This window comes from Nocardia sp. NPDC004340 (assembly GCF_053602575.1).
The window spans coordinates 525,852-551,726 of sequence record NZ_JBSGDW010000004.1; the positions used below are offsets into that span (position 1 = coordinate 525,852).

A 25,875-nucleotide genomic window follows, 5' to 3' on the forward strand; every position below is an offset into this window, starting at 1 on the left:
AAGAAGGGACAGCCATGAACACGATCCCCGGGACATCGGCCCCGGCCACCAGTACATTCGGTGTCGCCCGCTCGCGTCTCGAAGGTCCGGGCAAGGTCACCGGCACGGTCCGCTACGCCGCCGACGAACCGGTGGCCGATCTCGCGTACGGATATCTGGTAACCGCGCCGATCACGCGGGGCCGAGTCAGGGGCATCGACGCCGCGGCGGTGCGGGACCTGCCCGGTGTCCTCGCGGTCATCGACCACGCGAACGCGCCACGGCTCGACCCCGAAGCCGGTTCGTATTTCGGCCCGGACGGGAATTTGCAACTACTGCAATCCGCGGAGATCCCATACGCGGGCTGGCCGGTCGCGGTGGTTGTCGCCGAAACCTGGGAACAGGCGCGGCACGCGGCCGCGGTATTGCCGATCGACTACGACGAATACCCGCACGACATTGCCTTTTCCGCGGACCATCCCGCGGCCCGGCCCGCACTGGAACTCTTCGGACCCGAGGCGGCCTGCGGCGAACTCGACGCCGAACTCGCTGCGGCGCAAGTCGTGGTCGACGAGCAGTACCACACGCCCGAAGAGTATTGCAGCGCAATGGAGCCGCACTCCGCGACCGCATGGTGGGAGGGGACCGAGTTGCACGCGGTCGACACCAATCAGGGTCCGTGGATCGTCGCCGCCGCCCTGTCGGCCCTGTTCGCGCTGGACCCCGGGCGGGTGCATATCCGGGCCGAACACGTTGGCGGCGGATTCGGTTCCAAGGGCCTGTGCGGTCCACAATTGATCCTGGCGGTGATGGCCGCGACTCTGACCGCACGACCGGTGCGGATCACGCTGACCCGCACCGAGGTCTTCCTGATCACGACCATGCGCCCGCCGACCGACCAGCGGGTGCGGATCGGGGCGGATGCGGACGGCCACTTCCGCGCCGTGCACCACGAGGCTGCGTTCGCCATCTCTCCGCTGGTCGAATACATTGAGGGCTGTACCGAACTCACCAAGACGCTCTATGCCGCGCGCGCCATCCACACCGGACTGACCGCAGTGCCCGTCGATACGGTGCCGCCGTATTCCATGCGCGCCCCGGGCGCGGCTCCAGGCTCCTTCGCCCTGGAGTCGGCCGTCGACGAGGTCGCCGAGCGGCTCGGGCTGGATCCGGTCGAACTCCGGTTACGCAACGAACCCACCACGGGGCCGGTGTCGGGACGACCGTTCAGCAGCCGCGAACTGAGCGCCTGCCTGCGGGAAGGCGCACGCCGATTCGGCTGGGCAGGACGCGATCACCGGCCGCGTCGCCGCCGAGAAGGCCGGCTGCTGATCGGAACCGGTGTCGCCACCACGAGTTTCAGTGTCGGAGCGTTCCCCTCGTCTGCTTCCATCACCGCCGAGAGCGACGGCACTTTCACCGTGGCGATCGGAGCCTCCGATATCGGCACCGGCGCGCGCACCGCCCTCACGGCAGTCGCGGCCGAAGCACTCGGGGTCGACGTCGGTCGGATACGGCCGTTGCGAATCGCCGACAGCGATCTCGGGGCGGCCTGGAGCGCAGGTGGATCCCGGGGCACGACCTCCTGGACGTGGGCGATTACCGCAGCCGCGACCCGGCTGCGCGAACAGTCCGGCGCGAATCCGCCGACCACGGTAACCGTCGATACGACCGAGCTGCTCGGTGATCTCATGGATCATGAACGCCACGCCTTCAGCGCCGTTTTCACGGAGGTCACCGTTGATCCGGCGACTGGCGAAGTCCGGGTGCGGCGTCTGCTCGGAATGTTCGCGATCGGTCGGGTCATCAATCCGCTGCTGGCACGCAGTCAGGTGATAGGCGGGATGATCGGTGGACTGTCGATGGCCCTGCACGAGGAAGGCGTCCGCGACCGGGTGACCGGGCGTCTGGTGACCGCCGATTTCGCGGGCTATCACATCGCGGCACACGCCGACGTCCCCGACATCGAGGCCGATTTCGTCCCGGACTTCGAACCCGGAATACCGTTGGGCGTCAAGGGCGCCGGAGAGATCGGCAATGTCGGCACGGCCGCGGCCATCGCCAATGCGGTTTGGCATGCCACCGGCGTGCGCCAGCGCGCCCTGCCGCTGCGACTCGACCGGATCCTGGAAGATCCGGCCCGATGAATGCGCAGCGGGACCGGAGCCCGTCGATGCTGCGCGAGGTCTGGTCGTTCGTCGACGACCACCATCGCGCGGGCCGGTCGGTCGTGCTGGCCCGGCTGGTGGGCCGCGACGGTCCCGGATCCCGCCCGCTTGGGGCGACCATGGCGGTGGCCGCCGACCGGACGTGGTGCGGATCAGTGTCAGGCGGCTGCATCGAGGGCATGGTGCTCGACGCGGCCCGCGAGGTGCTGGCCGGTGGCCCGGCACGGCTGATGTCGCTGGTGCCGGGAGAAGATCTGTTGCCCTGGGAAACCGGACCGGCGTGCACCACGGAACTGCGGGTGCTGGTCACGCCTGCCCCGCCCGATCCGGTGCACACCGAGATCACCGCCGCACTGCGCCACGACACCGAGCTGACGATTCGCACGGCGTTGCGGCCGCCACACACCTGGACCGTCACAACGGATTCCGCGGTGGGCGCCAACACCGAATCGGCCTTCACCGAGCAGTTGAGCGGTCGCCGGACGCTGGTGCTGGCCGGCGCCACCGACCTCGCAGCCGGCATCGCCGGTTTCGCGGAAGCGCTGCAACTCGCTGTCGTCGTGGTCGACCCGCGGCCCGCGCATATCGCGTCGGGCGTGTTCCCCGGCTCCGTTGCCCTGGTGCGCGCCTGGCCGCAAGAATGGCTGACCGCCAACCCGCTTCGTCGATACGATGCAGTCATCGCGCTGAGCCACGATCCACGAATCGACGACGGCGCGGTGCGGGCGGCTCTGGCTGGGCGGGCGGAATACGTGGCCGCGCTGGGCAGCCGGGCCACCCATGAACAGCGCCTGCGGCGGCTCGCCGGAACCATCGGGCTGGAACGACTGACCGGGCCGGTCGGACTCGACCTGGGAGGGATCACCCTTGCTGAAACAGCCCTTTCCATCCTCGGAGAACTCGTCGCAACCGGAAACGGCCGGAGCGGCGGCTCACTTCGCCACGGCCACAGACCCATCCATACACGCGACTGAGTCGTGGCCATCTGATCCGGCCCGCGTCCGAACGAACCAGGGCCCCCTGTGGTGCGGCAACTACCAACGGGCGACAGCACTCGAGGAATTGTGCGACCTGATGGACCGCCATTCCAGACCCGATCTGACCACCGCCATCGACGCGGTGCGGATATTCAAAGCCGTGACGCCGCAACCACCGCGACCGGTCACCTACAGCCGAGTCTTCGCACTGGTCGGGCAGGGCACCAAACGGTTCGCGCTCGGCGAGCGCATGTATGAGCACCGCGCCGGGCAATATCTGGTTGCATCGCTCGACCTTCCGGTTGTCAGCCACTTTCTCGAAGCGTCGCCCGGTCGCCCCGGACTCGGCGTGGGTCTCACCCTCGATCCAGCCGACATCGTCGAAACGCTGTTGTCCGCTCCCGCCGGATTGCCGGACATCGACACACTGACCCCGCCCGGACTGGCGGTCAGCGACGCCGATGCCGACCTGCTCGACGCGGTTCTGCGATTGTTGCGGTTGTTGGACCGGCCGCACGATATCGCGGTACTCGCGCCGCTGATCAAACGCGAGATCCTATGGCGGCTCATCACCGGCGAACAAGGCGCGATGATCCGCCAATTCGGCAGCCCCGACAGCAATCTCAACCACATCGCCGCCGCGATCCGCTGGATCCGCGAGCACTACTCCCGGCAATTCCGGGTAGAGGAGCTGGCACACCGGGCGGCGATGAGCGTTTCGGCGTTCCACCGCAGCTTCCACACCGTCACTGCCATGAGCCCGGTTCAGTTTCAGAAACACATCCGCCTGCATGAGGCCCGGCTGCTCCTGATCGCCGACCCCAGTGACGTCACCGGGGTCTGTCGCAAGGTCGGGTACGCCAGCCCGTCCCAGTTCAGCCGGGAGTACCGGCGGCAGTTCGGTGCGCCACCCAGTCAGGATGCTCGAAACTTCCAGGAAACCACCACAACGCATCTCCGCACCCCGGGACAGCTTGGGCAGGACGCCGAGGTACCCCGGCGCATTGACAGGAAATAGTGCACGCGACACACCATCTGCGATTTCTCGATCGCTTGATGCCGACACTCCACTCGGCGAGCAAGTCACGGACTTGCGGGATGACCTTCGAGCCGTAGAGCTCGATAGTGGCGAGAACCTCGCGCTGACTCATTCCCATGTTGAACTTCAAGTTGAAGCGGGTGGCGTCGAGGGTCCGGAAGTTGGTGGCGATCTTGCGGGCGACGGTATCCGGCGAGCCGACGTAGAGGGCTCCGTCCGGGCCGGTTTCGCGTCGGACCTGTCGGCGGTCGGTACGCGAAAGCCGCGGGCGGGTCCGATGCGCCGCAGCATGTCCTGGTAGCGCGGGAGGAATTCCTCGAAGGCCAGTTCGTCGGTGTCGGCGACGTGCCCAGAGCTGTGAGGTCTGCGAGCAATATGGGGCCGGACGGCACCTAACCCAGTACGTCTGCGGCAGGTTCACCATCGCCGCAAGACACAAACCGGCGCCACAGGTCGGGTTGATCCATGTCCAGGGCTGGGGACGCGACCACACGTCGGACCCACGCTCGGCTCCGCGGACGGCTCGCTCAACTCAGCGGGATCCCCGGGCCAACAGCGTCGGTGATCGCGGCGACACAGACAAACCAGCAAATCAGGACCTCACGCCCAAGCTCGACCGCGCATGAGTGTCCTGGTAGAACAAGGGCGGAGCCCGTGCCTGGCTTTGAGAATCGTCTGCCGCAGTGCCGGATCGCGGAGTTCGGCGACCAGGGCGTCGAGGCTCTGACCCGCGCGTTCGACGGCGGCCTGGTAGCTGGGCCGGAACGAGAACGGGTTGAAGGTCTGCAGGCCGATGAGCAGTCCCAGCGGGCGGGCGGAAACCTGTGGGCGGATCGGGATTCCTTGTTCGAAGGCAGCACCGGCGGTGTCCAGCAGCCGCTTCCAGTCATCGGGTGCGCCATCGTGTTGCAGCAGGCCGAAACTCACGGTGCGACCGGTCTGCTCGGCCAGGCGCAACATCCAGGCGAGTTCACGGTCGGGGGCGGCGAGGTCCTCGCCCATGATGCCGGCGGGGCCAGTTCGAAGACGCCCGCGCCCGCGTCGGCCAGGGCCTGGCCGATGGCGAAGAGTTCCTCCTCGGCGGCGAAGGTGCCCGGGACCGGTTCGCCGTCGATGGCACGGTGCACGATGGTGCGGGAGGTCGAGAAGCCCAGTGCGCCCGCCTCGATGCCCTCGCGCACGAGCTTGGCCATCATGGCGATGTCCTCGGGCGAGGCGGCGTCGTTCTTGGCGCCGCGCTCCCCCATGACGTATCCGCGGACCGCGCCGTGCGGCACCTGGGTGCCGACGTCGACCGCCAGCGGCAGTCGGTCGATCGCGTCCAGGTACTGCGGGAAGGACTGCCAGTCCCAGCGGATTCCGGCCGAGAGCGCCGCGCCGGGAATGTCTTCGACACCCTCCATCAACCCGATCAGCCAGTCCCGCTTCTCGGGAGTGACCGGTGCGAACCCGACGCCGCAGTTGCCCATCACGACGGTGGTCACGCCGTGCCAACAGCTGGGGGTCAGCTGCGGGTCCCAGGTGATCTGGCCGTCGTAGTGGGTGTGGATGTCGACGAAGCCGGGCGTGACCAGCAGTCCCCGCGCGTCGATCCGGTTCTCGGCCTCGGCGTGGGCGAGTTGGCCGGGCGGGGTGATGGCGGCGATGCGCCCGTTCTCGACGGCGATATCGCCGGTGTACGGCTCGGCGCCCGTCCCGTCGACGATGGTGCCGTTCTCGATGATGAGTGAGTAGCTCACGCGAGGTCCTAGCGTTCCAGGTTCACTGACATCGCACAGATTAACTAGACACAACGTCAGCGACAGCTGATTCGGCGGAATTCGCTACGACCTGTGGCGAAATTTGCTCCGCTGCGCGGTCACGGGCCGGAAATTATGGTGGTGCCCATGAGGATTCGGCGGCGGCGGCGGGTTTATCTGGCGGCCGAGTACGCGGCGTTGTTCTTCGGCGGGACGACCTTGTACAACGCGGTGATGCGGGGGAAGCCACCGATTCCGGCGTTGCTGGTCCTTGGGACCGGGGTGACGGTGTACCTGCGGCGGTCGAAGGGGTTCGACCGCCAATCCCTGTGGCGGGCCGAGGCATTCCCGGAGCAGGCGCGGTCGATGGCGGTGGGCGCCGGGGCGAACGCGGTCGCGTTGACCGCGGCCACGGCGTTGCTGCGGCGGGAGGATCTGTTCGATCTGCCGCGGCGCAATCCGTTGATCTGGCTGGCGGTCATGGTGCTGTATCCGGCGTTGAGCGTGTATCCGCAGGAGTTGATCTTCCGGTCGTTCCTGTTCCACCGGTACGCGCCGGTGTTCGGGGAGGGCCGGGCGATGGTGGCGGCGAGCGCGGCGGCGTTCGGGTACGTGCACATCGTGTTCGGGAGCTGGTTCTCGGTGGCGGCCAGCAGTGTGGGCGGATGGTTGTTCGCGGCGCGGTACATGCGGACCCGGTCGCTGTTCACGGCGTCGGTGGAGCACGCCGCGTACGGGATTCTGGTGTTCACGGTCGGACTGGGGCGGCATTTCTATCACGGGGCCGCCCCGGCCGCGCGAATTCAGTTGGGGGCGGACAGAACCGTCTGATCCCGCTCCGCCCGAGCGGGCTGAATGAAGACGGCGATGGCGATGATGATCAGGAAGGCCAGCAGCGCCGTGCCGGTGCGGGCGATGTGGAACAGCTCCCAGCGGTGCAGGATCTGGGCGTAGTCGTCGGGGCGGGGCCCGACGGCCCACTGCTTGATCTTGCCGTTGATCGGGACATTGCCGAATCGGGTGATGACGAAGGACGTGAGGACCAGGCCGGAAGCCGTTGCGGCCGAACGGCGCACGACCCCCCCGCTGTAGATCGCCAGCAGCAGCGAGGTCAGCGCGGCCAAGCCCATCGCCGATTGCATGACGGGTCCGTTGACCTTCATCAGGGCCGTATGGAAGGTGAACCGCACATCCAGCGGCACCGTTTTGAACGCTTGCGCGACATTGATCAATCCGTATCCGAAGGCGCCGCACAGGTATCCGGTGGTGAGCAGGGCGGCCGCGGTGAGCAGTCGAGTGCGCATGGGTGAGCCTTTCGCGGAGAGCGCCGTCTCCAATTGGTTCAGTTTTCAGAATAGTTCAAATCTTCGAACCTGTATCCTGGATCTGTCAAGACCGCAGTACGACATCGATGGGAGGGGTTCGTGCCTCGGCCACAGCGAGCGGCGGACGCCGCGGGCGCACCGGTGAGTGCGGAACACCAGCGGCAACTGGAGGCGCTCGCACCCCTGATCGCCACCCATTTCCGGCGCGCCCACGGCGATATGCCCGCCGCGTTGCGCGAATCCTTCGACGCGGGCGGGCTCGGCAATCGGCACGGCGCGGTGCTCGCGCAGGTGCTGGCGGCGGGGAGTCTCAGCGTCAGCGATCTGGCCCGCCGGCTCGGCATCAGCCTGACCAATGCGAGTCAGCTTGCCGGGGAGCTCAACCGGGCCGGGTGGCTGCGCCGGCACAACGATCCGGCCGACAATCGGCGCACCCTGCTGTCGCTGCCCGACGATCGCCGCGACGATGTGGCAACCTTCATCAACCGCCGATCGGACGCGCTGCTGCGGGCGATGGGGCGGCTGACACCGACGCAGCGGCGGGGGTTTCTGGCCGGGCTGCAAGCCTGGGCCGACGAGATCGACTGACTCGAATCGTCGGGAGCCGGGCCGACGGGCGCGACGGTTCGACCGCCGAATTCGGGCCTCGCTCGACGGCCCCGCCAACCGACGAAGATGACCCTGTCGGGCAGACTTGATCAGGTGGGAAACCTACCTGTGGCAGCGGTGGTGTGCGCGTTCATCGGCGCGGTGTTGTTCGCGGTGTCGGCGGTGGCGCAACAGCGGGCCGCGGCGGACGTCCCCGAAGGGGATGCGTTGCTGGCCAGCCTGATTCGCAATCCGCGGTGGGTGGCGGGGGTGATCGGCGACACGGGCGGGTTCGCGTTCCAGGTGGCGGCGCTGGCCTTGGGATCGGTGCTGGTGGTGCAGCCGATTCTGGTGACGGCCCTGGTGTTCGCGCTGCCGCTGGCCGCGCATTACAGCGGGCGGCGGGTGACCACGGCGATGTGGTTGCAGGCGGTGGCGTTGTCGATCGCGCTGGCGTGCTTCCTGGTGGTCGGGGAACCGACCGAAGGGGTCACCGAGGCGCCCTGGCATCGCTGGGTGGTCCCGCTGGGCTTGGCGGCAGGTGTCATCGCCGTCAGCGTCGTGGTGGCCACCACCGTGCGGGTGCCGACCCTGCAAGCCCTGCTGCTGGGCACGGCGGCCGGTCTGCTCTTCGGCGTCTCGGCCGCCCTCACCGAGAACGTGACGCAGTTGTTCTCGATCAGCATCGGGACCGCCCTCACAAGCTGGGAGATCTACGTCCTGGCCGCCTGCGGCCTGCTTGGCCTGTATCTGCAACAGCGTGGCTATCAGGTGGGCCCGCTGTCGGCCTCGCTGCCCGCGTTCACCGTCGCCGAGCCGCTCGGCGCGGCCTTCCTCGGCATGACCGTCCTCGACGAGCGGCTGCGGTCCGGTCCGCTCGGCACCGCCTTCGTCGCCCTCTCGGTGGTCGTCATGTGCGTTGCGGCGGTGCGCCTTTCCCGCGCCCAGGCCGCGCCCCTGGCCGACCCGCTCCCCGAGACCGACTGACCGGCACCGAGACACGTCCGAAATAGCCCGTTTTCCTGGCGATTTGCATTACCCACCCACCCATAGGCTAATGTTCTGTCCCGCAAGCCGATCGGCCCACAAGGCCGGGTGAGCACGCGGATGTAGCGCAGCTGGTAGCGCATCACCTTGCCAAGGTGAGGGTCGCGAGTTCGAATCTCGTCATCCGCTCAAAGGGGGATTTACCCGCGCGATTAGCTCAGCGGGAGAGCGCTTCCCTGACACGGAAGAGGTCACTGGTTCAATCCCAGTATCGCGCACCACGAATGAACAGATCAGGCCCGGCCACCGCCGGGCCTTTCTGCTTTTCCGGCTACCGACGCGCGGCGCGCAGTTCCACCGCGTCGAGGATCAGTTCCAGCGCGACCTCGAATTGGTCCTCCTCCTCCACCTCCGGCAGATGCGAGGCCACGGCCGCGATATTGGGGTAGCGATCGGCGGGCAACGCGACGTATTCGCGACTCCACGCGGCGTGATCCGCGGCCCGGTCGACTTCGGGCACGGTCAGCAGCATCGCCTCGAGGGCCGAATAGGACAGCGCGACTTCGACCAGCGCCCGATAGGACGACGCGGCCTCACGGCCCTGCAATCCCGCCTGGAGCAGCGCCCCGATGACGATCTCGGCACCCGCGAATTCCGCCTCGCGCCGGGAGGTCCGGCCCGCCACCACCACCGCGACGCGCGGGTGCGTGTGGCAGGCGCGGCGCACCCGCCCGGCGAGGTCGCGCAGGGTGTCACGCCAGTCCGGCGACGGGACCATGCCTTCCAGGGCCTCGGCGATGAGCTTGTTCGACAGCGCCAGCAGCAGCTCGTCCTTGTTGCGGAAGTGCCGCAGCACCGCGGTGTGGTCGACGCCCAGTTCCGCGCCGAGCTGACGCAGGGTGAGCGCGTCGGCCCCGTCTCGCTCCATGACCGTCATCGCGGTTTCCAAGATCAACTCAGGGGTCAGGAAACTCAGCGACCGGCGGCGACGCGGTGCGGCGGAACCAGAGGATTTCACCCTGGTCAGAGTACCGGCAGCAAATAAGCACCAACGTTGACACCACTGTTGTTAAGTGATTCCATGCTCCGGCACCCGCTGAAGAACGGAAGCACTGATGCTCAGAAGATCCCTGTCCGCCGTCGCCTGCCTGGCCGTCGCCGCGACCCTCGCCGTGAGCGGCTCCGCGGCCGCCTCGGGCCCGTTGCCGCTACCGCTGCTCCCCCACGTGCCCTTCTATCCGACGACCACCGTCGCGGCGTCGAACCATCCGACGCCGCTGCCCGGAACCGGGAAACCGATCCAGGCCACCTACACCTACGAGGGGCAGCAGCGCACGCTCGCCGACTACCTCACACGCAGCTCCGCGCGCAGTTTCGTTGTGGTGCAGAACGATTCGATCGTCGACGAGCGTTACTTCGCCGGGTACTCGGCCGCCAGCCGCTTCAACTCGTGGTCGGTCGGCAAGTCGATCACCGCCACCGCGGTCGGGATCGCGATCGCCGAGGGGCGGATCGGGTCGGTGGACGATCCGGTCACCCGGTACGTCGGCGAGTTGAAAGGCACCGGCTACGACGGGGTCCGGATCCGGGACGTCCTGCACATGGCCTCGGGGCACGAGTACGACGAGACCGACTACGCCGATCCGACCAAGGGGTCCACCGCCACCACGATTCGTATGGTCGCGGGGACCTCGCTCATCGATCAGGCCAAGGAGGCCGAGCGCGACACCCCGCCGGGCACGCGGTGGAACTACGACTCGATGAACACCTTCGTCCTGGGCTGGGTGGTGACCAAGGCGACCGGGCATCCGCTGTCGTCGTATGTGCAGGACAAGATCTGGCAGCCGGCGGGCATGCAGATGTCCGCGCTGCTGGGGCACGACTACCGGGGCAGCGATATCGCGTACTGCTGCTATCACGCCACCGCAAGGGATTTCGCGCGATTCGGACTGCTGTATCTGCATGACGGGCGGGTCGGCGACCGGCAGGTGGTGCCCGCGCAGTGGGTACGGGACTCCACCCACAGCAGCGAGCCGTATCTGCAGCCGCATCACCTGATGCCGGAGTCGCCCGAGTCGTCGGAGAACAATTACGGCTACGGCTATCAGTGGTGGCTCGGCGACGGTGACCGGGGCGATTACGTGGCCGTGGGCATCCTCGGCCAGTACATCTACGTGTCGCCCAAGGACAACGTGGTGATCGTCAAGACCAGCGAGGATCTCAACTCGGAGGAGAACATGGGCGAGGCGATCTTCGCCTTCCGGGCGACCGCGGACGCGCTGCGCCGCTGAGGCCGAACGGGTGGGGCCGGAGCGCCGGTTCCACCCGATTTGCTTTACCCACCCACCCATAGGCTAATGTTCTGTCCCGCAAGCCGATCGGCCCACAAGGCCGGGTGAGCACGCGGATGTAGCGCAGCTGGTAGCGCATCACCTTGCCAAGGTGAGGGTCGCGAGTTCGAATCTCGTCATCCGCTCAACCGAAGTCCGGATCGATTGATAACGATCCGTTTCAGGTCCATTCCGGATCGATTCTTCTCTTCGCCGCAGCTCGGCAATAACCTGCTCGTATGACGACAAACGTTGTGACCGAACAGGATCCGAAGATCGCCGCCATCGCCGCCTTCTTCGAGGCCTACGCCCGCTACGACCTCGACGGGATGCGGGCCGTCCTCACCGAGGACATCAGCTGGACCATTCCCGGCCGCCACCCGCTGTCGGGCACCAAGCACGGTATCGACGAGGTCGTGGAATTCTTCAACCAGCTCTCGACCGCGGGAATGAAGGCCGAGACCTTCTTCCTCGAAGCCAATGACGAATACGTCGTGGACATCCACCGCGGCTACTCCACCGCCGGCGAGGGCAAGGTCGACACCATGTGGGCGCTCGTCTGGCATTTCAACGCCGACGGCAAGGTCGACCGCGTCGTGAACCTCTCCGGTGACCAGCACCAGATGGACAACTACGTCTGGCAGAACTACACCCTCGCCCCGCTGCCGACTCGCCTGGCGTAGGCGCGGCAGCCGGGGCGCGTCCGCTACACGCCAGCCCCCACCCGGACACCGATTCCCGGACTGGCAGAGTGAAGTGGACGCGCCCCGAGCGAGGAGGTTCAGACCATGAGCGGACGCACCCCCAGCCAGTGGGAGGAGATCATCGCCGCCGATCCCACCCACTCGACGCGCTACGTGGAGCGTTTCCGCAATCTGGCCGCCGAGGGCACCGACATCGTCGGCGAGGCGCGGCTGATCGACGCCATGCTGGGGCGTGGCAGCCGTGTCCTGGACGCGGGCTGCGGGCCGGGCCGCATCGGCGGCCACCTGCACCAGGTGGGCCACGCCGTGGTGGGTGTCGACGTCGACCCGGTGCTGATCGCCGCCGCCGAACACGACCACCCCGGCCCCACCTGGCTCGTCGGCGACCTGGCCGAACTGGACCTCCCCAGCCGTGGCGTGCCCGCCGACTTCGACGCCATCGTCTGCGCGGGCAATGTGATGGCGTTCCTGGCGCCCTCCACCCGCCGCGCCGTCCTGTCCGCCTTCGCCCGGCACCTCGCCCCCACCGGCCGCGCGGTGATCGGCTTCGGCGCCGATCGTGGCTACGACTTCACCCAGTTCCTCTCCGACGCCCAAACCTCCGGCCTCACACCGGATCTGCTGCTGTCGACCTGGGATCTGCGGCCCTTCACCGCCGACGCGGACTTCCTGGTGGCCGTGTTCTCCCGCGCGAACTGACCGTGCCCGACCGGCTGATCGGCACCGCCGAAAGCTAGTGCGCCGGCACGGGTGTCAGCGGCAGCAGTTCGGGTCGAGGACCAGGCACAGCGCTGACAGGGCGTCGCGGTAGGCGCGGTGGAAGGTGTTCATGCCGCGGCGCTCGGATTCGATCAGGCCCGCCTTCTTCAGCTGGCCGAGGTGGTGGCTGACGGTCGATTCGGCCAGGCCGACGGCCTGCGCGAGATCACCGGTGTTCTCCTCGCCCGCGGTGCTGGTGAGCAGAAGGGAAAGCAGTTTCACCCGGGCCGGGTCAGCAATCGCCTTGAGCCGCAGGGCGATTTCGAGCGCGGCGACGTCGTCGACCGGGCCCGCCGCGACCGGCGCGCAACAGACGGGGGCGGACATGTCGATCACGGGTAGCGCCTTGGGCATGAGAACGACTTTACGCACCTTCTTGACATATGTCGAAATAGTGGCGCAGACTCGACCGCATCAGCATTTCGACATATGTCTCACAAGTGGAGGTACCGTCATCATGTCCCGCATCCAGCTCGCCCTCAATGTCGACGACCTCGACCAGGCCATCGCGTTCTACTCCACCCTCTTCAAGACCGAACCGGCCAAGCGCAAGCCCGGTTACGCGAACTTCGCGGTCGCCGAGCCGCCGCTGAAGCTGGTTCTCATCGAGAACCCGGGCCAGGGCGGCAGCCTCAACCACCTCGGCGTGGAGGTCGAATCCTCCGGTCAGGTGCACGCCGAGATCGCCCGCCTGTCCGACGCGGGCATGTTCACCGAGGAGCAGATCGCCACCACCTGTTGCTTCGCCACCCAGGACAAGGTGTGGGTGACCGGGCCCGACGCCGAACGGTGGGAGGTCTACACCGTCCTGGCGGACAGTGAAACCTTCGGCACGGCACCGATTCTCGCCTCCGGGGAGGCCGCGACGGACGCGCAGGCCATGGCGGTCTGCTGCGGCACCGCCGAGGAAGCCGCCGCGGAGGGAGCTTGCTGCGGCAGCACCGCGAAGGCGGAGGCGGTGGCGTCGGGCCAGTCCTGCTGCGGCTGACGTCGCCGCGTATTCGCTGGCTGTTCGCTTGCACGTGACTTCGACAACCGTCAATATCGATGCGTGTCGAAACGAGAATTGCCGCTCACCGCGGTGACCGCACCCGGATGTGAGGTCACTCCCCTGGCCCGGCAACCCTTGACCCCGGCGGCCGCCACCGAGTTGGCGGGGGTGTTCAAAGCGTTGTCGGATCCGGTGCGATTGCGGCTGTTGTCGGTGATCGCGAGCCATGTCGGCCAGGAGGCCTGCGTGTGCGACATCTCCGACGGCTTCGACGTCTCCCAGCCCACCATCTCCCACCATCTGAAGGTGCTGCGGGAAGCCGGGCTGCTGTCGAGCGAGCGCCGCGGCTCGTGGGTGTACTACCGCGTCGAGCCCGGAGCGCTACGGCAGCTGTCGGATCTGCTGGATATCGCCTTGCCCGAGGCGGCCGCCCGATGACCACGCTGTCCCGGCGTCTGCTGGCCGAGTTCGTCGGCACCGGACTGCTGGTGTGCGTGGTCGTCGGGTCCGGCATCGCGGCGCAGCAGCTGTCCGCCCACGATGTCGGGCTCCAGCTGCTGGAGAACTCGACCGCCACCGTGTTCGGGCTCGGGATTCTGATCCTGATCCTCGGACCGGTCTCCGGCGCGCACTTCAATCCGCTCGTCTCGGTGGCTGATTGGTGGGCGGGTCGCCGCCTCGGCACCGGTCTCACCTCCGCCGAGCTGCTCGCCTATGTCGGCGTCCAGGTGCCCGGCGGCATCGCCGGAGCTGTGCTGGCCAACATCATGTTCGATCAGCGGGCCGTCCAGATCGCGACCCATCACCGGGTCAGCACCGGCCATCTGGTCGGTGAGGTGGTGGCCACCGCCGGGCTGATCGCGGTCATCTTCGCGCTGGTGCGGACCGGCCGCGCCGCACTGGCGTCCGTCGCGGTGGCCGCCTACATCGGTGCGGCGTACTGGTTCACCAGCTCCACCAGTTTCGCCAATCCCGCCGTCACGGTTGGGCGGATCTTCTCCGATTCCTTCGCCGGAATCGCGCCCTCCTCGGTACCGGCGTTCATCGCCGCTCAATTCCTCGGTGCCGCATTGGGATTCGTCCTGGTCGGCGCGCTGTACCCCGATCCCGCCCCGGCCGAGCGCGCCGCTCTCGACGTCCCGACCGCCTGAAAGGCTCCGCCCACCCATGACCTCCGTCAAGCCGAGCGTCCTGTTCGTCTGCGTCCACAACGCGGGCCGCTCCCAAATGGCACAGGGTTTCCTCGCCCACCTGGCCGGGGACGCCATCGAAGTTCGTTCAGCCGGAACCGCGCCCGCCGACACCATCAACCCGGCCGCGGTCGAGGCCATGGCCGAACTGGGCATCGACATCACCGCCCAGACGCCGAAGGTCCTCACCCCGGACACGGTGCAGACCTCCACCGTGGTGATCACCATGGGGTGCGGCGACACCTGCCCCTACTTCCCCGGCGTCGACTACCGCGACTGGACCCTGGACGATCCCGCGGGCAAGGGCGTGGAAGCCGTGCGGCCGATTCGCGACGAAATCCGTACCCGGGTGGAACAACTCATCGACGAGTTGACGGCATGAGGAGCGGACCTGCGATGAATGTCCCCCAACCTGTCCAGTCGCCCGCCGTGTGGCGGGGCGCGGACCTCACCGACCCCGCCGAATGGTCGACCGTCCTGACCGACGCGCAGCGCGCGGAGATCGTGGACGCCACACGCGCGGCCGTCGCCGTCGGGCGTGACGCCGCGAACCTGCGTCGCGAGGACTTCCCGCTGCCGGGCCTGGCCGATCCGCTGCGCGAGTGGACGGTCACTCTGGCCCAGGGCCGCGCCTTCGTCCTCATCCGCCGGTTCCCCGTCGAGCTGCTCACCGAAGCCGAGATCGAGCTCGCCTACGTCGGTCTCGGCCTGCACCTGGGCACTCCGGTCAGCCAGAACGCGGCGGGCGATCTGCTGGGCCATGTTCGCGACGAGCGCCTCCCGCGCACCGGCCCGGCGGTGCGGCTCTACACCACCAACGAGCGTCAGGACTTCCACACCGACGGCTCCGACCTGGTCGGGCTGCTGTGCTTGAACGCCGCGAAAGCCGGTGGGGAGAGCCGCATCGCGAGCTCCCTGGCCGTCTACAACCACATCCTGGCCGAGCGGCCCGATCTCCTCGAGGTCCTGCGCAGCCCCTTCCACTGGGACCGCAACGACGAGCAATCCCCCGGCGACACACCGTATTTCACCCTGCCCGCCATCCATGACATCAACGGCACGCCCCGCATCTTCTACATCGGCTGGTACATCCGCGACGCCCAACGCCATCCCGGCGTCCCGCCCCTGACCGACCTGCAACTCGAGGCCATGCGCATGCTCGAGGACACCGCCAACGACCCGGCCTTCTACCTCCCCATGGACTTCGCTCCCGGCGACATCCAGATCCTCAACAACGCGAAGATCCTGCACAGCCGCGAGGCCTACACCGACCACGAGGACCCCGCCCGTCGCCGCCACCTGCTGCGCCTGTGGCTCACCGCCCACGCCTTCGCCACCGTCGAGGACATGCTCCGCGAGGGGATCCCACCCCGCCAGGGCTGATCACCGGGCGCCCTCCGGGACGGCGACCGGACCGTTCCCGGTAAGGAAATCGATAGCGATCGTTAAGCGCCGGACCGTACATTTTCGGGGAGTCCAGCTCCGAGGGGGTGAAAGGCTATGGCGCTACGTATTTCCGGACAGGCGATCACCAGTGACATGACGCCCGAGACCGCGCATCTGGTTCCCGGTCCTGCCGGGAGCCGGTGGGTGCTCAGCTGGCTGCCGGGGCGGGATCTGACCCGGGAGCAGGCCATCGACGGGATGGCGCTCGACGAGATCCTGAGCGACCTTGCCTCCACCGAAGAGGAGTTCGTGCTGGAGATGGCGGCGCTGCGAGCCGAATCGCTGGGGATGCGGCTCGAGGACGCCGTCGTCCGCCTGGCGGCGCGCATCATCGAACGCGACCGCCGGCAGCGGCGCGCGGACGGTGCGGACCGTCCCCCGGGCAATTCCCCGGAGGGACGGTACTGCACCGGACGCACGAATCCTCCCGTCCCCCAGTGCCACTCGGGCGCACACTGACCGTCCGCCTTAGAATTGCGGCCACAGACCTACCGGGGAGGATCCACGTGGCCGCAACGATCACCATCTCGATCACCGACGCCGACGACGACATCGCCGAACTGGCCTCGCTGTTCGAGGCGATCGTCGTGGACGACGACCTGCGCGCCGTCCACAAACGACTGATCAGCGGCGAACCGGTACCCGACGCACTCGGCGCGACGGAACTCATCAAACTCGTGGTCGAATCCGCGCCCCTGATGGGTGCGGTCACTGCCTGCGTGACAGCCTGGATCGCCAGCCGCACAACCAAATTCACGTTGAAGATCGGCGACTCGGAGATCTCGGTCAAGGGCGACGTCTCCGAGGCTGTCGTGCGACAGGCCCTCGAACAGATCCGCCCCAACGGGGTTCACAACCCGGACACGAAGCGGATCGAGGAAGCGTAGCCCCGTCCGATCCACGTCCTGGAGGGGACTTCGGGCGAATCCCCCAGGGCGTGTGACTCGGCGACACACTCGCTGCCTGCGCCGACTCGTCGGCGGTGAGGTGGCGGCTACTCTCCTCGCCAGGGCAAGCCATGGAACGCGAACACGGCCTTGCCCTGCTCCAGCACGCTCACGACCAGCTCTGCCGGTGCCGGAGCGAAGATGTCCACCACCTCGAGTTCCGCACCGCGCCGAGCAGGGTCGAGAACGTATGCGCGCCGGCCATTGTCGAACTGCCGCAACATGCCCGACGGCCACACATCCGGCCGAGCGCCCTGACAGCACAACAGCCGGCCCCGCTCCTCCAGATACTCGCGGACAGCGAGCAGACAACTCAGGTAGTCGTCATCAGCCGACCCGAACACGCCATGACCCACCAACTCCACCCGCGCCACCGACGGCTCGCCCAGACGAAGCATGACCGGCCACTGCACACCCGCGGAATCAACCGCCGTCAAATTCACAACCTCCGGCATGTTGTTCAATCGACCCGGATCACGATGGCGGAGGCGTTGTCGTTTCCGCCCGCTGTCTCACAGGCAGCCAAAAGGGCGGTGACGGCAGAGTTCGGCGGTGTATCGCGACCGAGAACAGTCCGTAAGTCGTCGTAGCCGACCTGTTCGGATACACCGTCGGTGCACAGCAGGTACCGGTCACCCGGTCTCAGCGTCACGCTGAACACATCGGGTTCCGGCGCGGACACATGGCCGACATAGCGTGTCAGTTGATACCGCGCCGCCGCGGCCTGCGCCGAGTCGAACGGATACCAACCGTGCACCGCCCCCAGCCATGCCATCGTGTGGTCGGTGGTCAACAGTTCGAGCAGCCCGGCACGCCACCGATACACCCGAGAGTCACCGATCTGAACGAGCCAGCAACCCTGTGGCGCGGCAATCATGGCAGTGAGAGTGCATCCGGCCAGGTCCCGCAATTCACGGTCGGCGCGGCTCACCCCGGCGTGCGCCGCTGCCACAGCGTCGCGCAGCGTGTCCGGCCCGGGCTCTGCCACACGCGTGGCGTAGTCGACGAAGGTATCGACAGCGATCCGCCCCGCGGCCGCGCTACCCGGTCCATCTCCCATACCGTCGGCCAGCACCGCGAGAAGAGGTTCCTCAGCAAGGTATGTGACGTCGAAGTTCGCCGAATAGCGGTTGCCCGTTTCGCTGCCCACGGCGGTTTTGATATCAAGACCATCCACAGCGCCAAGGCTATCCACGACGAAAAGCCGACACACGGTATGCGCGAATACCGGTGGATCGCACCTTCGGCTCTTACACGCCGGTTTGGCCGTCTATCCGTTCCCGGATGAGGTCGGCGTGCCCGTTGTGCCGGGCGTACTCCTGAATCATGTGGATGAGGATCCAGCGCAGGCTGAAGCGTTCACCGGTCGGCTGATGCACCCCGAAGGTGTCGAGCGACTCGCAGGCGTCGGCGATCTCGCGGGAGCGGTCACATGCGTTGTGCCACAACCGGAGTGATTCGTCCGCGTCAGCTTCGTCGACATCGAAGTCCGATCCGTCCGGGGCATCCGCCCGCCAATGCGCGAACGGGACCTCTGTGCCGGACAGGATCCGGGCGAACCAGCCCAGCTCCACATCGGTCAGATGCCGCACGAGCCCGAGCAGCGAAAGCTCGGACGGTTCCACAGCTCGCCGGCGAAGCTGCTCCGGCGTCAGCCCGGAACATTTGCGGGCCAGCGTCTCCCGATGGAACTCCAGGACACTGGTGAGCTCTTCGCGTTCTCCGGCAGTTTGATGCGTTTCGGTCTGTTCCGTCGACTCCACGCGTCCATGATGCCGGGTGCGATCGAGAGTCGATGAACGTCCGCCTGTCAGTGGTGGCGAATGTTACTGGTCTGCAGCCTTTTCCATGCAAAAGCCGGGCACGCCGGGAGGGCCGGTCAGCGCGGAATGCGGCATGTGCGAACAGTCTGCCCAATGCGTGCACCTCCGAGCCTGGCTAGCATTCGGACGTGCTGGGTAACGAGTGGGATGAAGCGGTCCTGATTGCGGATGGCTTCGAGCGTGTACATGTCGAATCGGCACGCTGTGACTGGCCGCGTGAAGGGCTCGCCGACATAGACGGTCAGCCGCACTATTTCGAGGGTTGGAAGTTCGCCCGCGTCGATGACGGGTACGAGTTCAACGTCTGGCCGGCAATCGAGGAAGCGGTGACTTGGGAACTCGAACGGTGGGAGATATTCGTTCGCTGGGACCGGCGTTACGTGGCCGGCGAGATCGGGGTGGACACTCATCCGGGCCATGGTGGCATCGATGCCCGCTACGACGAGCTGACCGAGCTTCTGACCCCTTACCGCCAGGTACCAGCCAACGCGCGAAAGCTTATGGCCGAGATGCGATTCGAGAAAGCTGATCGCTATCGAATCGGGGGCACCGATATGTGGTTCCGATGGCATCCGGTGGAGGCCGTCGACACAGGCCAGTGAACGTCGACATCGCTTGATCCGGCAGTGCGTTCGGCTGGGTACGACCGCACTGGTTTGCGCCAGCGATAAACTCGCCCCCGTGATCCTGCGTCCCGTCGAAGGCATACCCGATGGCTTGACCAAACGAGCCCGATCGTATGTCAGCACGCACGGCGTCAAAGTCGAGGTCAAACCTGTGGAGGACCACCGGCAATGGTGGCTCGAGCGAGGCGTTCCCGCAGGATTGATCGACCGCATGTCGGCCTACCAGAAGAAGTGGGGCGGCCTGCATTTGCCACCCGCACCGCAGTACGACGGCGGCCCACGCTATTTCTATCCGGATTCCCCCGAATCAGACACTGCGGGATGGTGGTTCGAAGCCGGCACGCAACGGACCGCGGTGCCCTTCACGTTCATGATCGGCCCGTCCGGCGAGTTCGGAATCCAAGCTGACGTGACTGGTTGGGTGCCTTTGCATTCGACCATCGAGGGCTGGGTGGAATCACTCGCTTTGTCGGACCACGCGTCGACGTGGGCGCGCCAGATCACCAAGCTCACCGGCGACGAGGTCGACGGTATCGACCTGGACAACTACGAACCGGTGCGCGAGGTGATGGGCCTCGCGGACACCTGGTGGAGAGGTCCGAACTCACTGGTGGCGCTATACACCGGAGAGGGCGTGGGCCTCGATTCCCCCAGGGCGCGGGTCGCGCTGATCTACTCGGGCCTCGACAAGTGGGGGCTGCACGGCGGCGTCTCACCCGATGCCTAGCCGAGATCGCTCAGCAGTAGCGGATCCGCCTGCGCCGTAGCCGGTCCCGCCGCCGACCGCCCCACCCTGAGCCGGTTCAATCAGCGCGGAACGCGGCAGTTCAGTGCGTTCGGTTGCCCCGGCTAGGCCGTACCGAAGCGACCCGTAAGCGGCCAGAATAGTACGTCGAGAGTCCAAGATCACAGCCCCGCGTTCAGCAGGACTACTCACCCATGCGGTCAACCTCTGCGCGGTCCTCGTACCACTCGCAATCGGCATCCCATTTTCGGTACCTGGGATTTACAACGTCGAGGTCGATACGCATCGTGGATAGCCCCAAGCCGACTATGGCTGTGGGCGTTGACCATTCGACCTTCTCGCCTGCGATCAGCGCGTCCGGCTCGCCCAGTTCCCGGATCAACCGGGCCGAGAATTGATCGAATAATTCCCGAAGGGGCTCGAGGTGATTGCTCACAGTGTCGGTCACGTAGACCGACATCTCCACAATCGACTCGCGATCGCCCCCGTACTTCCGAAGGAGGTACTTGTCACAATCTACGTGCGCGCGAGCGATATTGACCTGAAGATCCGTAGCGAGAGTACAGGTTTCGTCGTGCCGCCTGAGGATCTCCCACCCAAGAATGCTCCGAAACTGCTCGACGTCGTCGTCGCCCCAGGTCCAAGTGAACGCCTTGGCAGCTTGCGCGACGCGAACCGCCCCCTCGATATCACTGTTCAGAGTCACAAGTTCCTCAGTTTCGCTCACGGCAGTTGACCACAGAGCCTAGGCCCACCGACCATCCGCCGGGTATACAGTCCGCAGCAACCAAATCACCTGGCGGCGTTGCCCGAACGCACTCAGCTCGGCACTATGGCGCGTTCGACCGGCGGCCGTTAGCGCTGGGCCCGTTGATCTTCCGAGGTACCGCGCTGGCCGGTTCGATCAGCGCGGTATGCGGCAAGAGAGTACGTTTTACAGTCGCACTCGTTGGTCGGTGGCGAAGACATATCGCCTCATCGATACCAATCCTCGCCATCAGCTGCGGCCCGCCGTTGCAGGTAGTCGGTCAACGAGCTTGCGACCCGGGTGCGCTCATCGGTTTCGTGGTCCCAGACGTACACTCCAGCGGCCTGTCCGGGTGATTCTCCTACATAGGCGAACTGGTCACCGCCGCCGTTGTCACCGAAGAACACCAATTGGTCGAAGGTCTCGTACAGCTCAGCGAAGTCAGGTTCGTTGCGGAACACGGTGTTCTGCTCGATGATCTCCTCGACTGGCCATACCAAACCAGATCCCCACTCGTCCTGAACACCATTGGTGTGCCGCAAAAGATCTCGCAACTCTACCGGTATCGGCTGACCCAGCCGACCCTCGATCTCGTCAATGTCACCGTCAGAAGCTGGGGCCACAAACTCGGCGTCGTCATAGAGTTTCTCGATCAAGTCCTTCCACATCGGTCTGATATTGCCACCGGATCGATGGCTTAGCACCACGTGAGATTGGACTTCACCGAAGGCACGATCATCGGCAGTTGAGGACGTTCCACCGGCCTCAGTTCGGCTCGGACGGTTGATCATCCGCCCCCCGCGCTGACCGGTTCGGTCAGCGCGGAAAGCGGCAATGTAGTGCGCCTGGTCGGGACGTCGAGGCCGGTCGCACGGTCCTTACCCCGGGGGGCGTGTCCTCCTCCTCGTGCTGCTCGTCGCTTTCTTTGTCGTACTCGACGACTGCACATCCTCGTTTCCCCCGATCTTCGCCCGTCGAACATCTGATCGTTGCCTGCTGGGAAGTGCATACAGGTAGCACCGCGTGACCGTGAGATCATTTGTTCGGGACGGTTTTCCAAAGGGGTGGGCACAGTGGAAGCGCGTGCGGTGGAACGCTTTTCGGGTTAGCGAACATTGACGAACCGTCAGCGTGCGCCGTCGCGGACGATCAGCAGGTCGCGGCCGAGGGTTCGGGCGCCGTCGACCCACGTGGGCAGCTGTTCAGTGAGGAGCCAGACGGCTTCTTCGAGGTCGTCCTCGTCCAGGGGGAGGTGCTGGCCGTCGAGCGACTCCGGTGCGAGGGTGGCGAGTTCGCGCTGCAGGGTGGCGAGTGTGGCGTTCGGGGCCAGGGTGGGGAAGGGCCAGGGCTGGTTGTCGGGGGTGCGGCGAGGCCAGGGCCAGCGGTCGCGCCACAGGGCGGCGAGGGCGGGGCGGCCGAGGGCCTCGAACAGGCCGGTCAGGTCGTCCCAGTGTCGCCCGGGCAGGGTGGCCGCGCCGACGGGGGTTCCCAGGCGGGAGGCGAGGGCGGGCAGCATGCCGGTGTAAAGGGAATCGGCGTCGTCTGCCAAACGCCCTGCAAGCAAGTCACCGATCAGGGGGGATCGGGCGGCGTCCAGCAGGTCGGTGCGGCCCGAGCCCGGGAGACGGAGCAGCTCGGCGGCGTCCACGGCGAAGGAGGAGAAGGATTGTTCGGCCATGGGCGGCAGTCTGGCAGACCGGCAGCAGTAGGTATCTGCGTTCGTGGGACGATCCTGGCCGGGACCGACGATCACGGAGAGACGCCACCGCACTGCTAGCCAGCGAAGGCGGCCGTTTCAAACCGCGCGGTATGCGGCATTGCAGAGCATTCGAATGTTGTCGCCGAGTGGCACATCCTGGAGGGGTTTTGTCCAGTTTCACCTCCACCATGTGCCACTCGGTATTCGGCATGAGCGGATGTGTCTGCGCGGTAGCCGGTCCCACCGTCGACCGCCCGCGCTAGCCGGTCCGGTCAGCGACGTGCATCGCAGTCTCTGACCGAATGGCTGGGGACCGCTATGCGTGCGTGACACTTTGCTCGCACTTCTCCACAGCTCGGCTCCGCCGAAGCGCCAGTTCTCTTGCGGCGTGGTCAGTTCCACCCGGTTGGTGACGCTTGGGCGATGGCGTCGGGGATGGTGGTGCCCGGGAATCCGATCCGGTCGACGATGGGGCGGATGAGGCCGGGGATCCGGGCGAGTAGGGCGAGGCGTTTCGGCACGATGATCAGGTCGGCGCGGCGTTCGATGCCTGAGACGATGCCGGTGACCACGTCGTCGAGGGGGATCATCTTCCACAGGCCACTGGCGTTGCCCTTCCAGAGGGTGTTGCCGGCGGGGTCAGCGTGGACCTGGTCCATCATCGGGGTTTTGAAGAAGGTGGGGTGTGCGCTGCCGACACCGACGCCGAGGTGGCGCACCTCGAGGCGGGTCGAGTCGGCCAGTGCCCATACGCCGGCCTTGCTCGCGGTGTAGGCGCCTTGCAGGGGAGAGTGGACGAAGGCTGCCATCGAGGAGATGGCGAGTAGGTAGCCCTTCTGCTGGGTGACGTGCGGGAGTCCGGCGCGGAACGTGCGCCAGACGCCGTTGAGGTTGATGTCGGTGACGCGGTCGAAGACGGCGGGGTCGACAGTGGACAGCGGGGCCATTGTCCCGATGCCGGCGTTGGCGATCACCACGTCGATACGACCGAAATGTGCTGCCGCAGCATCGGTTGCCCGCCGCAGGCTGTCGAAGTCTCGGACATCGGCGGCCCACCCGCGCGCGGCGGTGTCGGGGCCCAGCGCTTCGGCTTGCCGAGTGACGACGTCGGCGTCGAGGTCGAGCAGTGCCAGGTTGGCGCCGCGGGCAGCCAATGCTCGTGCGAGCGCGGATCCGAGTCCGCCGGTGGAGCCGGTGATCAGAACGGTGCGTCCGGCGAGGTGGTAGCGAGACACAGTGGATAACTCCTCGGTTGTGGTCGAAGGTGCGCGGTTGATTCAGGCGGCGAGGGGGACGTGCTGAGCGAGGAAGCTAGCTGGTCGGAGATATTTCGTTCGAAACCTACCTCGCCACGATCAGCGACGGCCTGCGCAAGTAACAGTCCGTTGAGCGCGGTCGGTCAGCACGATCGACGGGTCGCCCGTGTTTTGACGGTGGTTCGAGTTGACGGGCGCCGCTGCGTGGTGCCCCTCAACTCGCAGTCGGAAGGTGTTTGCTGCGTTTGCCGAGGCTGACCCGTCGGACGTGGACAGTCGGGCCCTCGACGGGTATGACGACATCCGGAGCTTCCTGCACTTGTGGTGAGGTGCCGCTGGTGCGGTCAGGCGGCGTTGCCTGCTGCCGCACCAGGCCGTGTGGGGCTACGACACGACTGAGAGCGGACACCCACCCGCCCTCACCCACCTTCAAAACGCGGCCTAGTTGTTGGCGCGTTGGATTGAGCGCCGGACCAGGCTGCGGATGCCGGGGAGCTGAATTGCGCGGAGCATCAGTTCGCCTGCCCACACATGTGTGCGTGACGGCGGCGCGAATCGGCTGATTCCCTTCCGCGCCAACGCCTGTCGTTTGTGTACCTCCGGGCGCAACGACGCCTCCCAGGTGTCGAGGGCGGCGGGAATGTCGTCGCCGTGTGCCGCCAGCGCGGTGCCGAGCCGGTCGGCGCCGTCGAGAGCGAGGGCGGCACCGTAGCCGGCGAATACCGTTACGCACCACGCCGCGTCGCCGAGCAGGACGACTCGGCCCTGACTCCAGCGGTCCATCACGATCTGGCCGACCGAATCGAAATAGGCGGCGCCGGGCTCGGCTTCGAGCTGACGGAGGGTGTCGGCGACACCGCCGCCGAGATCCCCGAACGCTCGGATGAGGGCGGATGTGGCACCGAGAGCGAGTTCGGCGTCAGGGTCGAGGCAGCGGTAGGCGAAGAACGCCGAGGACCTTTCCGGTCCCAGATTCATCACCGCGGCCGTGCGTCCGGGACCGATATACGTGGTGCCGACACCATCGGGCATGTGCGCGGGAGGCGTTTCCAGTGGAAACGCGCCGACCATGTGGCCGAGGTCCACGAAATGCTCGGGCTCGGCACCGAATACGAGCTCGCGGACCTTGGAGTGCACGCCATCGGCGCCGACGAGGAGTTCGGTGTGCAGGTGGGTGCCGTCACTGAGGGTGACCTGGACCTCCCCAGGGGTCTGGGTAATGGCCCGCACCGTGGTGCCGAAACGGATATCGGCGAAATCAGCCACGGCGTCGTACAGTGCCGACTCCAGATCGCCGCGGAACAGGCTCAATGCCCGGTTCCCGACGGCAGCCTCGGTGACAGCGGCCGGAATTCTGAGTTTCTCCCGGCCGTCGGCGTGGACGAGGACCGAGGTGAAGAATCCGATATCGCGCGGAGTCAACGCCGGTACCAGCCCGAGCCGTTCGGTGGCTGCATATCCGGGTCCGTGCAGGTTCACCAGGTATCCGCCACTGCGGCGACTCGGCGCGCGTTCGACCACGACGACATCCCAGCCTTGCTGACCCAATCGCAACGCGGCAGCCAAACCGGCGATACCCGCGCCGACGACCATCGCCCGCCTGCCCGTCGGCTCGCCATGCTGGTGCGCAGCGCTCTCGAAGACTTCCATTGCGACTCCCCGGTTCGATGTGCTGTCGGCGAAAGCCATCTACGAACTATCGCCGTGCGGTCAACTAGTAGTTGACGATTGCCTATTCGTCAACTACTAGTTGACCCATGGTTCAGCAGGCACCAGCCGCATCGATTGTCACCGGCGTCCCGCCCAGCC

General features: G+C 66.7%; 31 protein-coding genes and 3 tRNA genes. 21 read left to right on the forward strand and 13 right to left on the reverse strand.

Annotated elements, in window-relative coordinates:
* The first annotated feature begins 14 nt into the window (after positions 1-14).
* From ACWEOI_RS19110 to ACWEOI_RS19120, 3 genes are all read left to right on the forward strand, one after another.
* The gene (locus tag ACWEOI_RS19110; RefSeq protein WP_452360428.1) at positions 15-2,126 is read left to right on the forward strand and encodes a xanthine dehydrogenase family protein molybdopterin-binding subunit; all 2,112 of its coding nucleotides are present in this window, start codon (positions 15-17) and stop codon (positions 2,124-2,126) included.
* A gap of 26 nt (positions 2,127-2,152) precedes the next feature.
* Positions 2,153-3,121, forward strand: coding sequence for an XdhC family protein (locus ACWEOI_RS19115; RefSeq protein WP_452360658.1), 969 nt, complete (start codon positions 2,153-2,155; stop codon positions 3,119-3,121).
* Positions 3,122-3,221: 100 nt separating this feature from the next.
* Positions 3,222-4,142 (forward strand): AraC family transcriptional regulator N-terminal domain-containing protein, encoded by a 921-nt coding sequence (locus ACWEOI_RS19120; protein WP_452360429.1) that lies wholly within the window; start codon positions 3,222-3,224, stop codon positions 4,140-4,142.
* 621 nt (positions 4,143-4,763) lie between these two features.
* Here the strand turns inward: ACWEOI_RS19120 and ACWEOI_RS19125 are convergent.
* Positions 4,764-5,123: a hypothetical protein gene (locus tag ACWEOI_RS19125; RefSeq protein WP_452360430.1), complete on the reverse strand. Its 360-nt coding sequence runs from the start codon at positions 5,121-5,123 to the stop codon at positions 4,764-4,766.
* Entirely contained in the window at positions 5,087-5,902 is an 816-nt protein-coding gene (locus tag ACWEOI_RS19130) for an N-acyl-D-amino-acid deacylase family protein (protein ID WP_452360431.1), read from the reverse strand. The genes ACWEOI_RS19125 and ACWEOI_RS19130 overlap by 37 nt, the downstream gene beginning before the upstream one ends.
* A gap of 147 nt (positions 5,903-6,049) precedes the next feature.
* Here ACWEOI_RS19130 and ACWEOI_RS19135 point away from each other — a divergent pair, with 147 nt between their 5' ends.
* Positions 6,050-6,733: a CPBP family intramembrane glutamic endopeptidase gene (locus tag ACWEOI_RS19135; protein WP_452360432.1), complete on the forward strand. Its 684-nt coding sequence runs from the start codon at positions 6,050-6,052 to the stop codon at positions 6,731-6,733.
* Here ACWEOI_RS19135 and ACWEOI_RS19140 read toward each other — a convergent pair.
* Complete coding sequence (locus tag ACWEOI_RS19140) at positions 6,706-7,206, reverse strand: DUF1772 domain-containing protein (protein WP_452360433.1); 501 nt, start codon at positions 7,204-7,206, stop codon at positions 6,706-6,708. The genes ACWEOI_RS19135 and ACWEOI_RS19140 overlap by 28 nt on opposite strands.
* 120 nt (positions 7,207-7,326) lie before the next feature.
* Between ACWEOI_RS19140 and ACWEOI_RS19145 the strand changes: the two genes are divergently transcribed.
* The 4 genes from ACWEOI_RS19145 to ACWEOI_RS19160 all read left to right on the forward strand — a co-directional run bounded on the left by ACWEOI_RS19145 (position 7,327) and on the right by ACWEOI_RS19160 (position 9,083).
* Positions 7,327-7,815 carry a MarR family winged helix-turn-helix transcriptional regulator gene (locus ACWEOI_RS19145; protein WP_357093990.1) on the forward strand — a complete coding sequence of 163 codons (489 nt, stop codon included), beginning with the start codon at positions 7,327-7,329 and terminating at the stop codon, positions 7,813-7,815.
* Between the two features lie 114 nt (positions 7,816-7,929).
* Positions 7,930-8,802 (forward strand): DMT family transporter, encoded by an 873-nt coding sequence (locus tag ACWEOI_RS19150; RefSeq protein WP_452360434.1) that lies wholly within the window; start codon positions 7,930-7,932, stop codon positions 8,800-8,802.
* A gap of 116 nt (positions 8,803-8,918) precedes the next feature.
* Positions 8,919-8,991 (forward strand) — tRNA-Gly (locus ACWEOI_RS19155).
* Between the two features lie 17 nt (positions 8,992-9,008).
* A tRNA-Val gene (locus ACWEOI_RS19160) sits at positions 9,009-9,083 on the forward strand.
* A 50-nt stretch (positions 9,084-9,133) separates the two neighbouring features.
* On the opposite strand, the gene ACWEOI_RS19165 is transcribed toward ACWEOI_RS19160, so the two are convergent.
* On the reverse strand, positions 9,134-9,820 hold the full coding sequence (locus ACWEOI_RS19165; RefSeq protein ID WP_452360435.1) for a TetR/AcrR family transcriptional regulator: 687 nt from the start codon (positions 9,818-9,820) through the stop codon (positions 9,134-9,136).
* 97 nt (positions 9,821-9,917) lie between these two features.
* On the opposite strand from ACWEOI_RS19165, the gene ACWEOI_RS19170 reads away from it, so the two are divergent.
* The 4 genes from ACWEOI_RS19170 (at position 9,918) to ACWEOI_RS19185 (ending at position 12,535) form a co-directional block, all read left to right on the forward strand.
* A complete protein-coding gene (locus ACWEOI_RS19170) occupies positions 9,918-11,093 on the forward strand; it encodes a serine hydrolase domain-containing protein (RefSeq protein WP_452360436.1) in 1,176 nt (391 codons plus the stop codon).
* Between the two features lie 112 nt (positions 11,094-11,205).
* Positions 11,206-11,278, forward strand: a tRNA-Gly gene (locus ACWEOI_RS19175).
* A 93-nt stretch (positions 11,279-11,371) separates the two neighbouring features.
* Positions 11,372-11,815 (forward strand): nuclear transport factor 2 family protein, encoded by a 444-nt coding sequence (locus ACWEOI_RS19180; protein WP_357093981.1) that lies wholly within the window; start codon positions 11,372-11,374, stop codon positions 11,813-11,815.
* Positions 11,816-11,920: 105 nt separating this feature from the next.
* Positions 11,921-12,535: a class I SAM-dependent methyltransferase gene (locus tag ACWEOI_RS19185; RefSeq protein ID WP_452360437.1), complete on the forward strand. Its 615-nt coding sequence runs from the start codon at positions 11,921-11,923 to the stop codon at positions 12,533-12,535.
* A 54-nt stretch (positions 12,536-12,589) separates the two neighbouring features.
* On the opposite strand, the gene ACWEOI_RS19190 is transcribed toward ACWEOI_RS19185, so the two are convergent.
* The gene (locus ACWEOI_RS19190; RefSeq protein ID WP_404204791.1) at positions 12,590-12,949 is read right to left on the reverse strand and encodes an Rv2640c family ArsR-like transcriptional regulator; all 360 of its coding nucleotides are present in this window, start codon (positions 12,947-12,949) and stop codon (positions 12,590-12,592) included.
* A gap of 103 nt (positions 12,950-13,052) precedes the next feature.
* Between ACWEOI_RS19190 and ACWEOI_RS19195 the strand changes: the two genes are divergently transcribed.
* The 7 genes from ACWEOI_RS19195 (at position 13,053) to ACWEOI_RS19225 (ending at position 17,109) form a co-directional block, all read left to right on the forward strand.
* A complete protein-coding gene (locus tag ACWEOI_RS19195) occupies positions 13,053-13,583 on the forward strand; it encodes an ArsI/CadI family heavy metal resistance metalloenzyme (RefSeq protein ID WP_452360438.1) in 531 nt (176 codons plus the stop codon).
* Positions 13,584-13,646: 63 nt separating this feature from the next.
* The gene (locus tag ACWEOI_RS19200) at positions 13,647-14,024 is read left to right on the forward strand and encodes a metalloregulator ArsR/SmtB family transcription factor (RefSeq protein ID WP_433672574.1); all 378 of its coding nucleotides are present in this window, start codon (positions 13,647-13,649) and stop codon (positions 14,022-14,024) included.
* Positions 14,021-14,737, forward strand: a complete 717-nt coding sequence (locus ACWEOI_RS19205) for an aquaporin (protein WP_452360439.1) — start codon at positions 14,021-14,023, stop codon at positions 14,735-14,737. The genes ACWEOI_RS19200 and ACWEOI_RS19205 overlap by 4 nt, the downstream gene beginning before the upstream one ends.
* Positions 14,738-14,753: 16 nt before the next feature.
* Positions 14,754-15,158, forward strand: a complete 405-nt coding sequence (locus ACWEOI_RS19210) for an arsenate reductase ArsC (protein WP_452360440.1) — start codon at positions 14,754-14,756, stop codon at positions 15,156-15,158.
* A 14-nt stretch (positions 15,159-15,172) separates the two neighbouring features.
* Positions 15,173-16,159, forward strand: a complete 987-nt coding sequence (locus ACWEOI_RS19215) for a TauD/TfdA family dioxygenase (protein WP_452360441.1) — start codon at positions 15,173-15,175, stop codon at positions 16,157-16,159.
* 117 nt (positions 16,160-16,276) lie between these two features.
* The gene (locus ACWEOI_RS19220; protein ID WP_452360442.1) at positions 16,277-16,681 is read left to right on the forward strand and encodes a hypothetical protein; all 405 of its coding nucleotides are present in this window, start codon (positions 16,277-16,279) and stop codon (positions 16,679-16,681) included.
* Positions 16,682-16,728: 47 nt separating this feature from the next.
* Entirely contained in the window at positions 16,729-17,109 is a 381-nt protein-coding gene (locus ACWEOI_RS19225; protein WP_452360443.1) for an effector-associated constant component EACC1, read from the forward strand.
* Positions 17,110-17,216: 107 nt separating this feature from the next.
* On the opposite strand, the gene ACWEOI_RS19230 is transcribed toward ACWEOI_RS19225, so the two are convergent.
* The 3 genes from ACWEOI_RS19230 to ACWEOI_RS19240 form a co-directional block, all read right to left on the reverse strand.
* Positions 17,217-17,624 (reverse strand): hypothetical protein, encoded by a 408-nt coding sequence (locus ACWEOI_RS19230; protein ID WP_452360444.1) that lies wholly within the window; start codon positions 17,622-17,624, stop codon positions 17,217-17,219.
* Between the two features lie 5 nt (positions 17,625-17,629).
* Complete coding sequence (locus ACWEOI_RS19235; protein WP_452360445.1) at positions 17,630-18,346, reverse strand: PP2C family protein-serine/threonine phosphatase; 717 nt, start codon at positions 18,344-18,346, stop codon at positions 17,630-17,632.
* A gap of 73 nt (positions 18,347-18,419) precedes the next feature.
* Complete coding sequence (locus tag ACWEOI_RS19240) at positions 18,420-18,932, reverse strand: DinB family protein (RefSeq protein WP_452360446.1); 513 nt, start codon at positions 18,930-18,932, stop codon at positions 18,420-18,422.
* 188 nt (positions 18,933-19,120) lie between these two features.
* On the opposite strand from ACWEOI_RS19240, the gene ACWEOI_RS19245 reads away from it, so the two are divergent.
* Positions 19,121-19,594 carry a hypothetical protein gene (locus ACWEOI_RS19245; RefSeq protein WP_452360447.1) on the forward strand — a complete coding sequence of 158 codons (474 nt, stop codon included), beginning with the start codon at positions 19,121-19,123 and terminating at the stop codon, positions 19,592-19,594.
* Positions 19,595-19,673: 79 nt separating this feature from the next.
* Positions 19,674-20,345, forward strand: a complete 672-nt coding sequence (locus tag ACWEOI_RS19250; protein ID WP_452360448.1) for a hypothetical protein — start codon at positions 19,674-19,676, stop codon at positions 20,343-20,345.
* Positions 20,346-20,547: 202 nt separating this feature from the next.
* On the opposite strand, the gene ACWEOI_RS19255 is transcribed toward ACWEOI_RS19250, so the two are convergent.
* The 5 genes from ACWEOI_RS19255 to ACWEOI_RS19275 form a co-directional block, all read right to left on the reverse strand.
* A complete protein-coding gene (locus ACWEOI_RS19255) occupies positions 20,548-21,090 on the reverse strand; it encodes a DUF6301 family protein (RefSeq protein WP_452360449.1) in 543 nt (180 codons plus the stop codon).
* A 248-nt stretch (positions 21,091-21,338) separates the two neighbouring features.
* Positions 21,339-21,779: an SMI1/KNR4 family protein gene (locus ACWEOI_RS19260; RefSeq protein ID WP_452360450.1), complete on the reverse strand. Its 441-nt coding sequence runs from the start codon at positions 21,777-21,779 to the stop codon at positions 21,339-21,341.
* 458 nt (positions 21,780-22,237) lie between these two features.
* Complete coding sequence (locus ACWEOI_RS19265; RefSeq protein ID WP_452360451.1) at positions 22,238-22,789, reverse strand: hypothetical protein; 552 nt, start codon at positions 22,787-22,789, stop codon at positions 22,238-22,240.
* A 413-nt stretch (positions 22,790-23,202) separates the two neighbouring features.
* Positions 23,203-24,045 carry an SDR family NAD(P)-dependent oxidoreductase gene (locus tag ACWEOI_RS19270; RefSeq protein ID WP_452360452.1) on the reverse strand — a complete coding sequence of 281 codons (843 nt, stop codon included), beginning with the start codon at positions 24,043-24,045 and terminating at the stop codon, positions 23,203-23,205.
* Between the two features lie 462 nt (positions 24,046-24,507).
* Positions 24,508-25,716: an FAD-dependent oxidoreductase gene (locus ACWEOI_RS19275; RefSeq protein ID WP_452360453.1), complete on the reverse strand. Its 1,209-nt coding sequence runs from the start codon at positions 25,714-25,716 to the stop codon at positions 24,508-24,510.
* Between the last annotated feature and the right edge of the window lie 159 nt (positions 25,717-25,875).

Excerpts from the sequence above, each read along its gene's own strand:
- ACWEOI_RS19115 (WP_452360658.1), top strand. The coding sequence starts at position 2,153 with ATGCTGCGCGAGGTCTGGTCGTTCGTCGACGACCACCATCGCGCGGGC.
- ACWEOI_RS19205 (WP_452360439.1), top strand. The coding sequence starts at position 14,021 with ATGACCACGCTGTCCCGGCGTCTGCTGGCCGAGTTCGTCGGCACCGGA.
- ACWEOI_RS19215 (WP_452360441.1), top strand. The coding sequence starts at position 15,173 with ATGAATGTCCCCCAACCTGTCCAGTCGCCCGCCGTGTGGCGGGGCGCG.
- ACWEOI_RS19110 (WP_452360428.1), top strand. The coding sequence starts at position 15 with ATGAACACGATCCCCGGGACATCGGCCCCGGCCACCAGTACATTCGGT.
- ACWEOI_RS19210 (WP_452360440.1), top strand. The coding sequence starts at position 14,754 with ATGACCTCCGTCAAGCCGAGCGTCCTGTTCGTCTGCGTCCACAACGCG.
- ACWEOI_RS19185 (WP_452360437.1), top strand. The coding sequence starts at position 11,921 with ATGAGCGGACGCACCCCCAGCCAGTGGGAGGAGATCATCGCCGCCGAT.
- ACWEOI_RS19275 (WP_452360453.1), bottom strand. The coding sequence starts at position 25,716 with ATGGAAGTCTTCGAGAGCGCTGCGCACCAGCATGGCGAGCCGACGGGC.
- ACWEOI_RS19260 (WP_452360450.1), bottom strand. The coding sequence starts at position 21,779 with ATGTGGAAGGACTTGATCGAGAAACTCTATGACGACGCCGAGTTTGTG.
- ACWEOI_RS19265 (WP_452360451.1), bottom strand. The coding sequence starts at position 22,789 with ATGGCCGAACAATCCTTCTCCTCCTTCGCCGTGGACGCCGCCGAGCTG.
- ACWEOI_RS19170 (WP_452360436.1), top strand. The coding sequence starts at position 9,918 with ATGCTCAGAAGATCCCTGTCCGCCGTCGCCTGCCTGGCCGTCGCCGCG.
- ACWEOI_RS19190 (WP_404204791.1), bottom strand. The coding sequence starts at position 12,949 with ATGCCCAAGGCGCTACCCGTGATCGACATGTCCGCCCCCGTCTGTTGC.
- ACWEOI_RS19180 (WP_357093981.1), top strand. The coding sequence starts at position 11,372 with ATGACGACAAACGTTGTGACCGAACAGGATCCGAAGATCGCCGCCATC.
- ACWEOI_RS19220 (WP_452360442.1), top strand. The coding sequence starts at position 16,277 with ATGGCGCTACGTATTTCCGGACAGGCGATCACCAGTGACATGACGCCC.
- ACWEOI_RS19195 (WP_452360438.1), top strand. The coding sequence starts at position 13,053 with ATGTCCCGCATCCAGCTCGCCCTCAATGTCGACGACCTCGACCAGGCC.
- ACWEOI_RS19120 (WP_452360429.1), top strand. The coding sequence starts at position 3,222 with ATGGACCGCCATTCCAGACCCGATCTGACCACCGCCATCGACGCGGTG.
- ACWEOI_RS19125 (WP_452360430.1), bottom strand. The coding sequence starts at position 5,123 with ATGTTGCGCCTGGCCGAGCAGACCGGTCGCACCGTGAGTTTCGGCCTG.
- ACWEOI_RS19135 (WP_452360432.1), top strand. The coding sequence starts at position 6,050 with ATGAGGATTCGGCGGCGGCGGCGGGTTTATCTGGCGGCCGAGTACGCG.
- ACWEOI_RS19140 (WP_452360433.1), bottom strand. The coding sequence starts at position 7,206 with ATGCGCACTCGACTGCTCACCGCGGCCGCCCTGCTCACCACCGGATAC.
- ACWEOI_RS19230 (WP_452360444.1), bottom strand. The coding sequence starts at position 17,624 with ATGCCGGAGGTTGTGAATTTGACGGCGGTTGATTCCGCGGGTGTGCAG.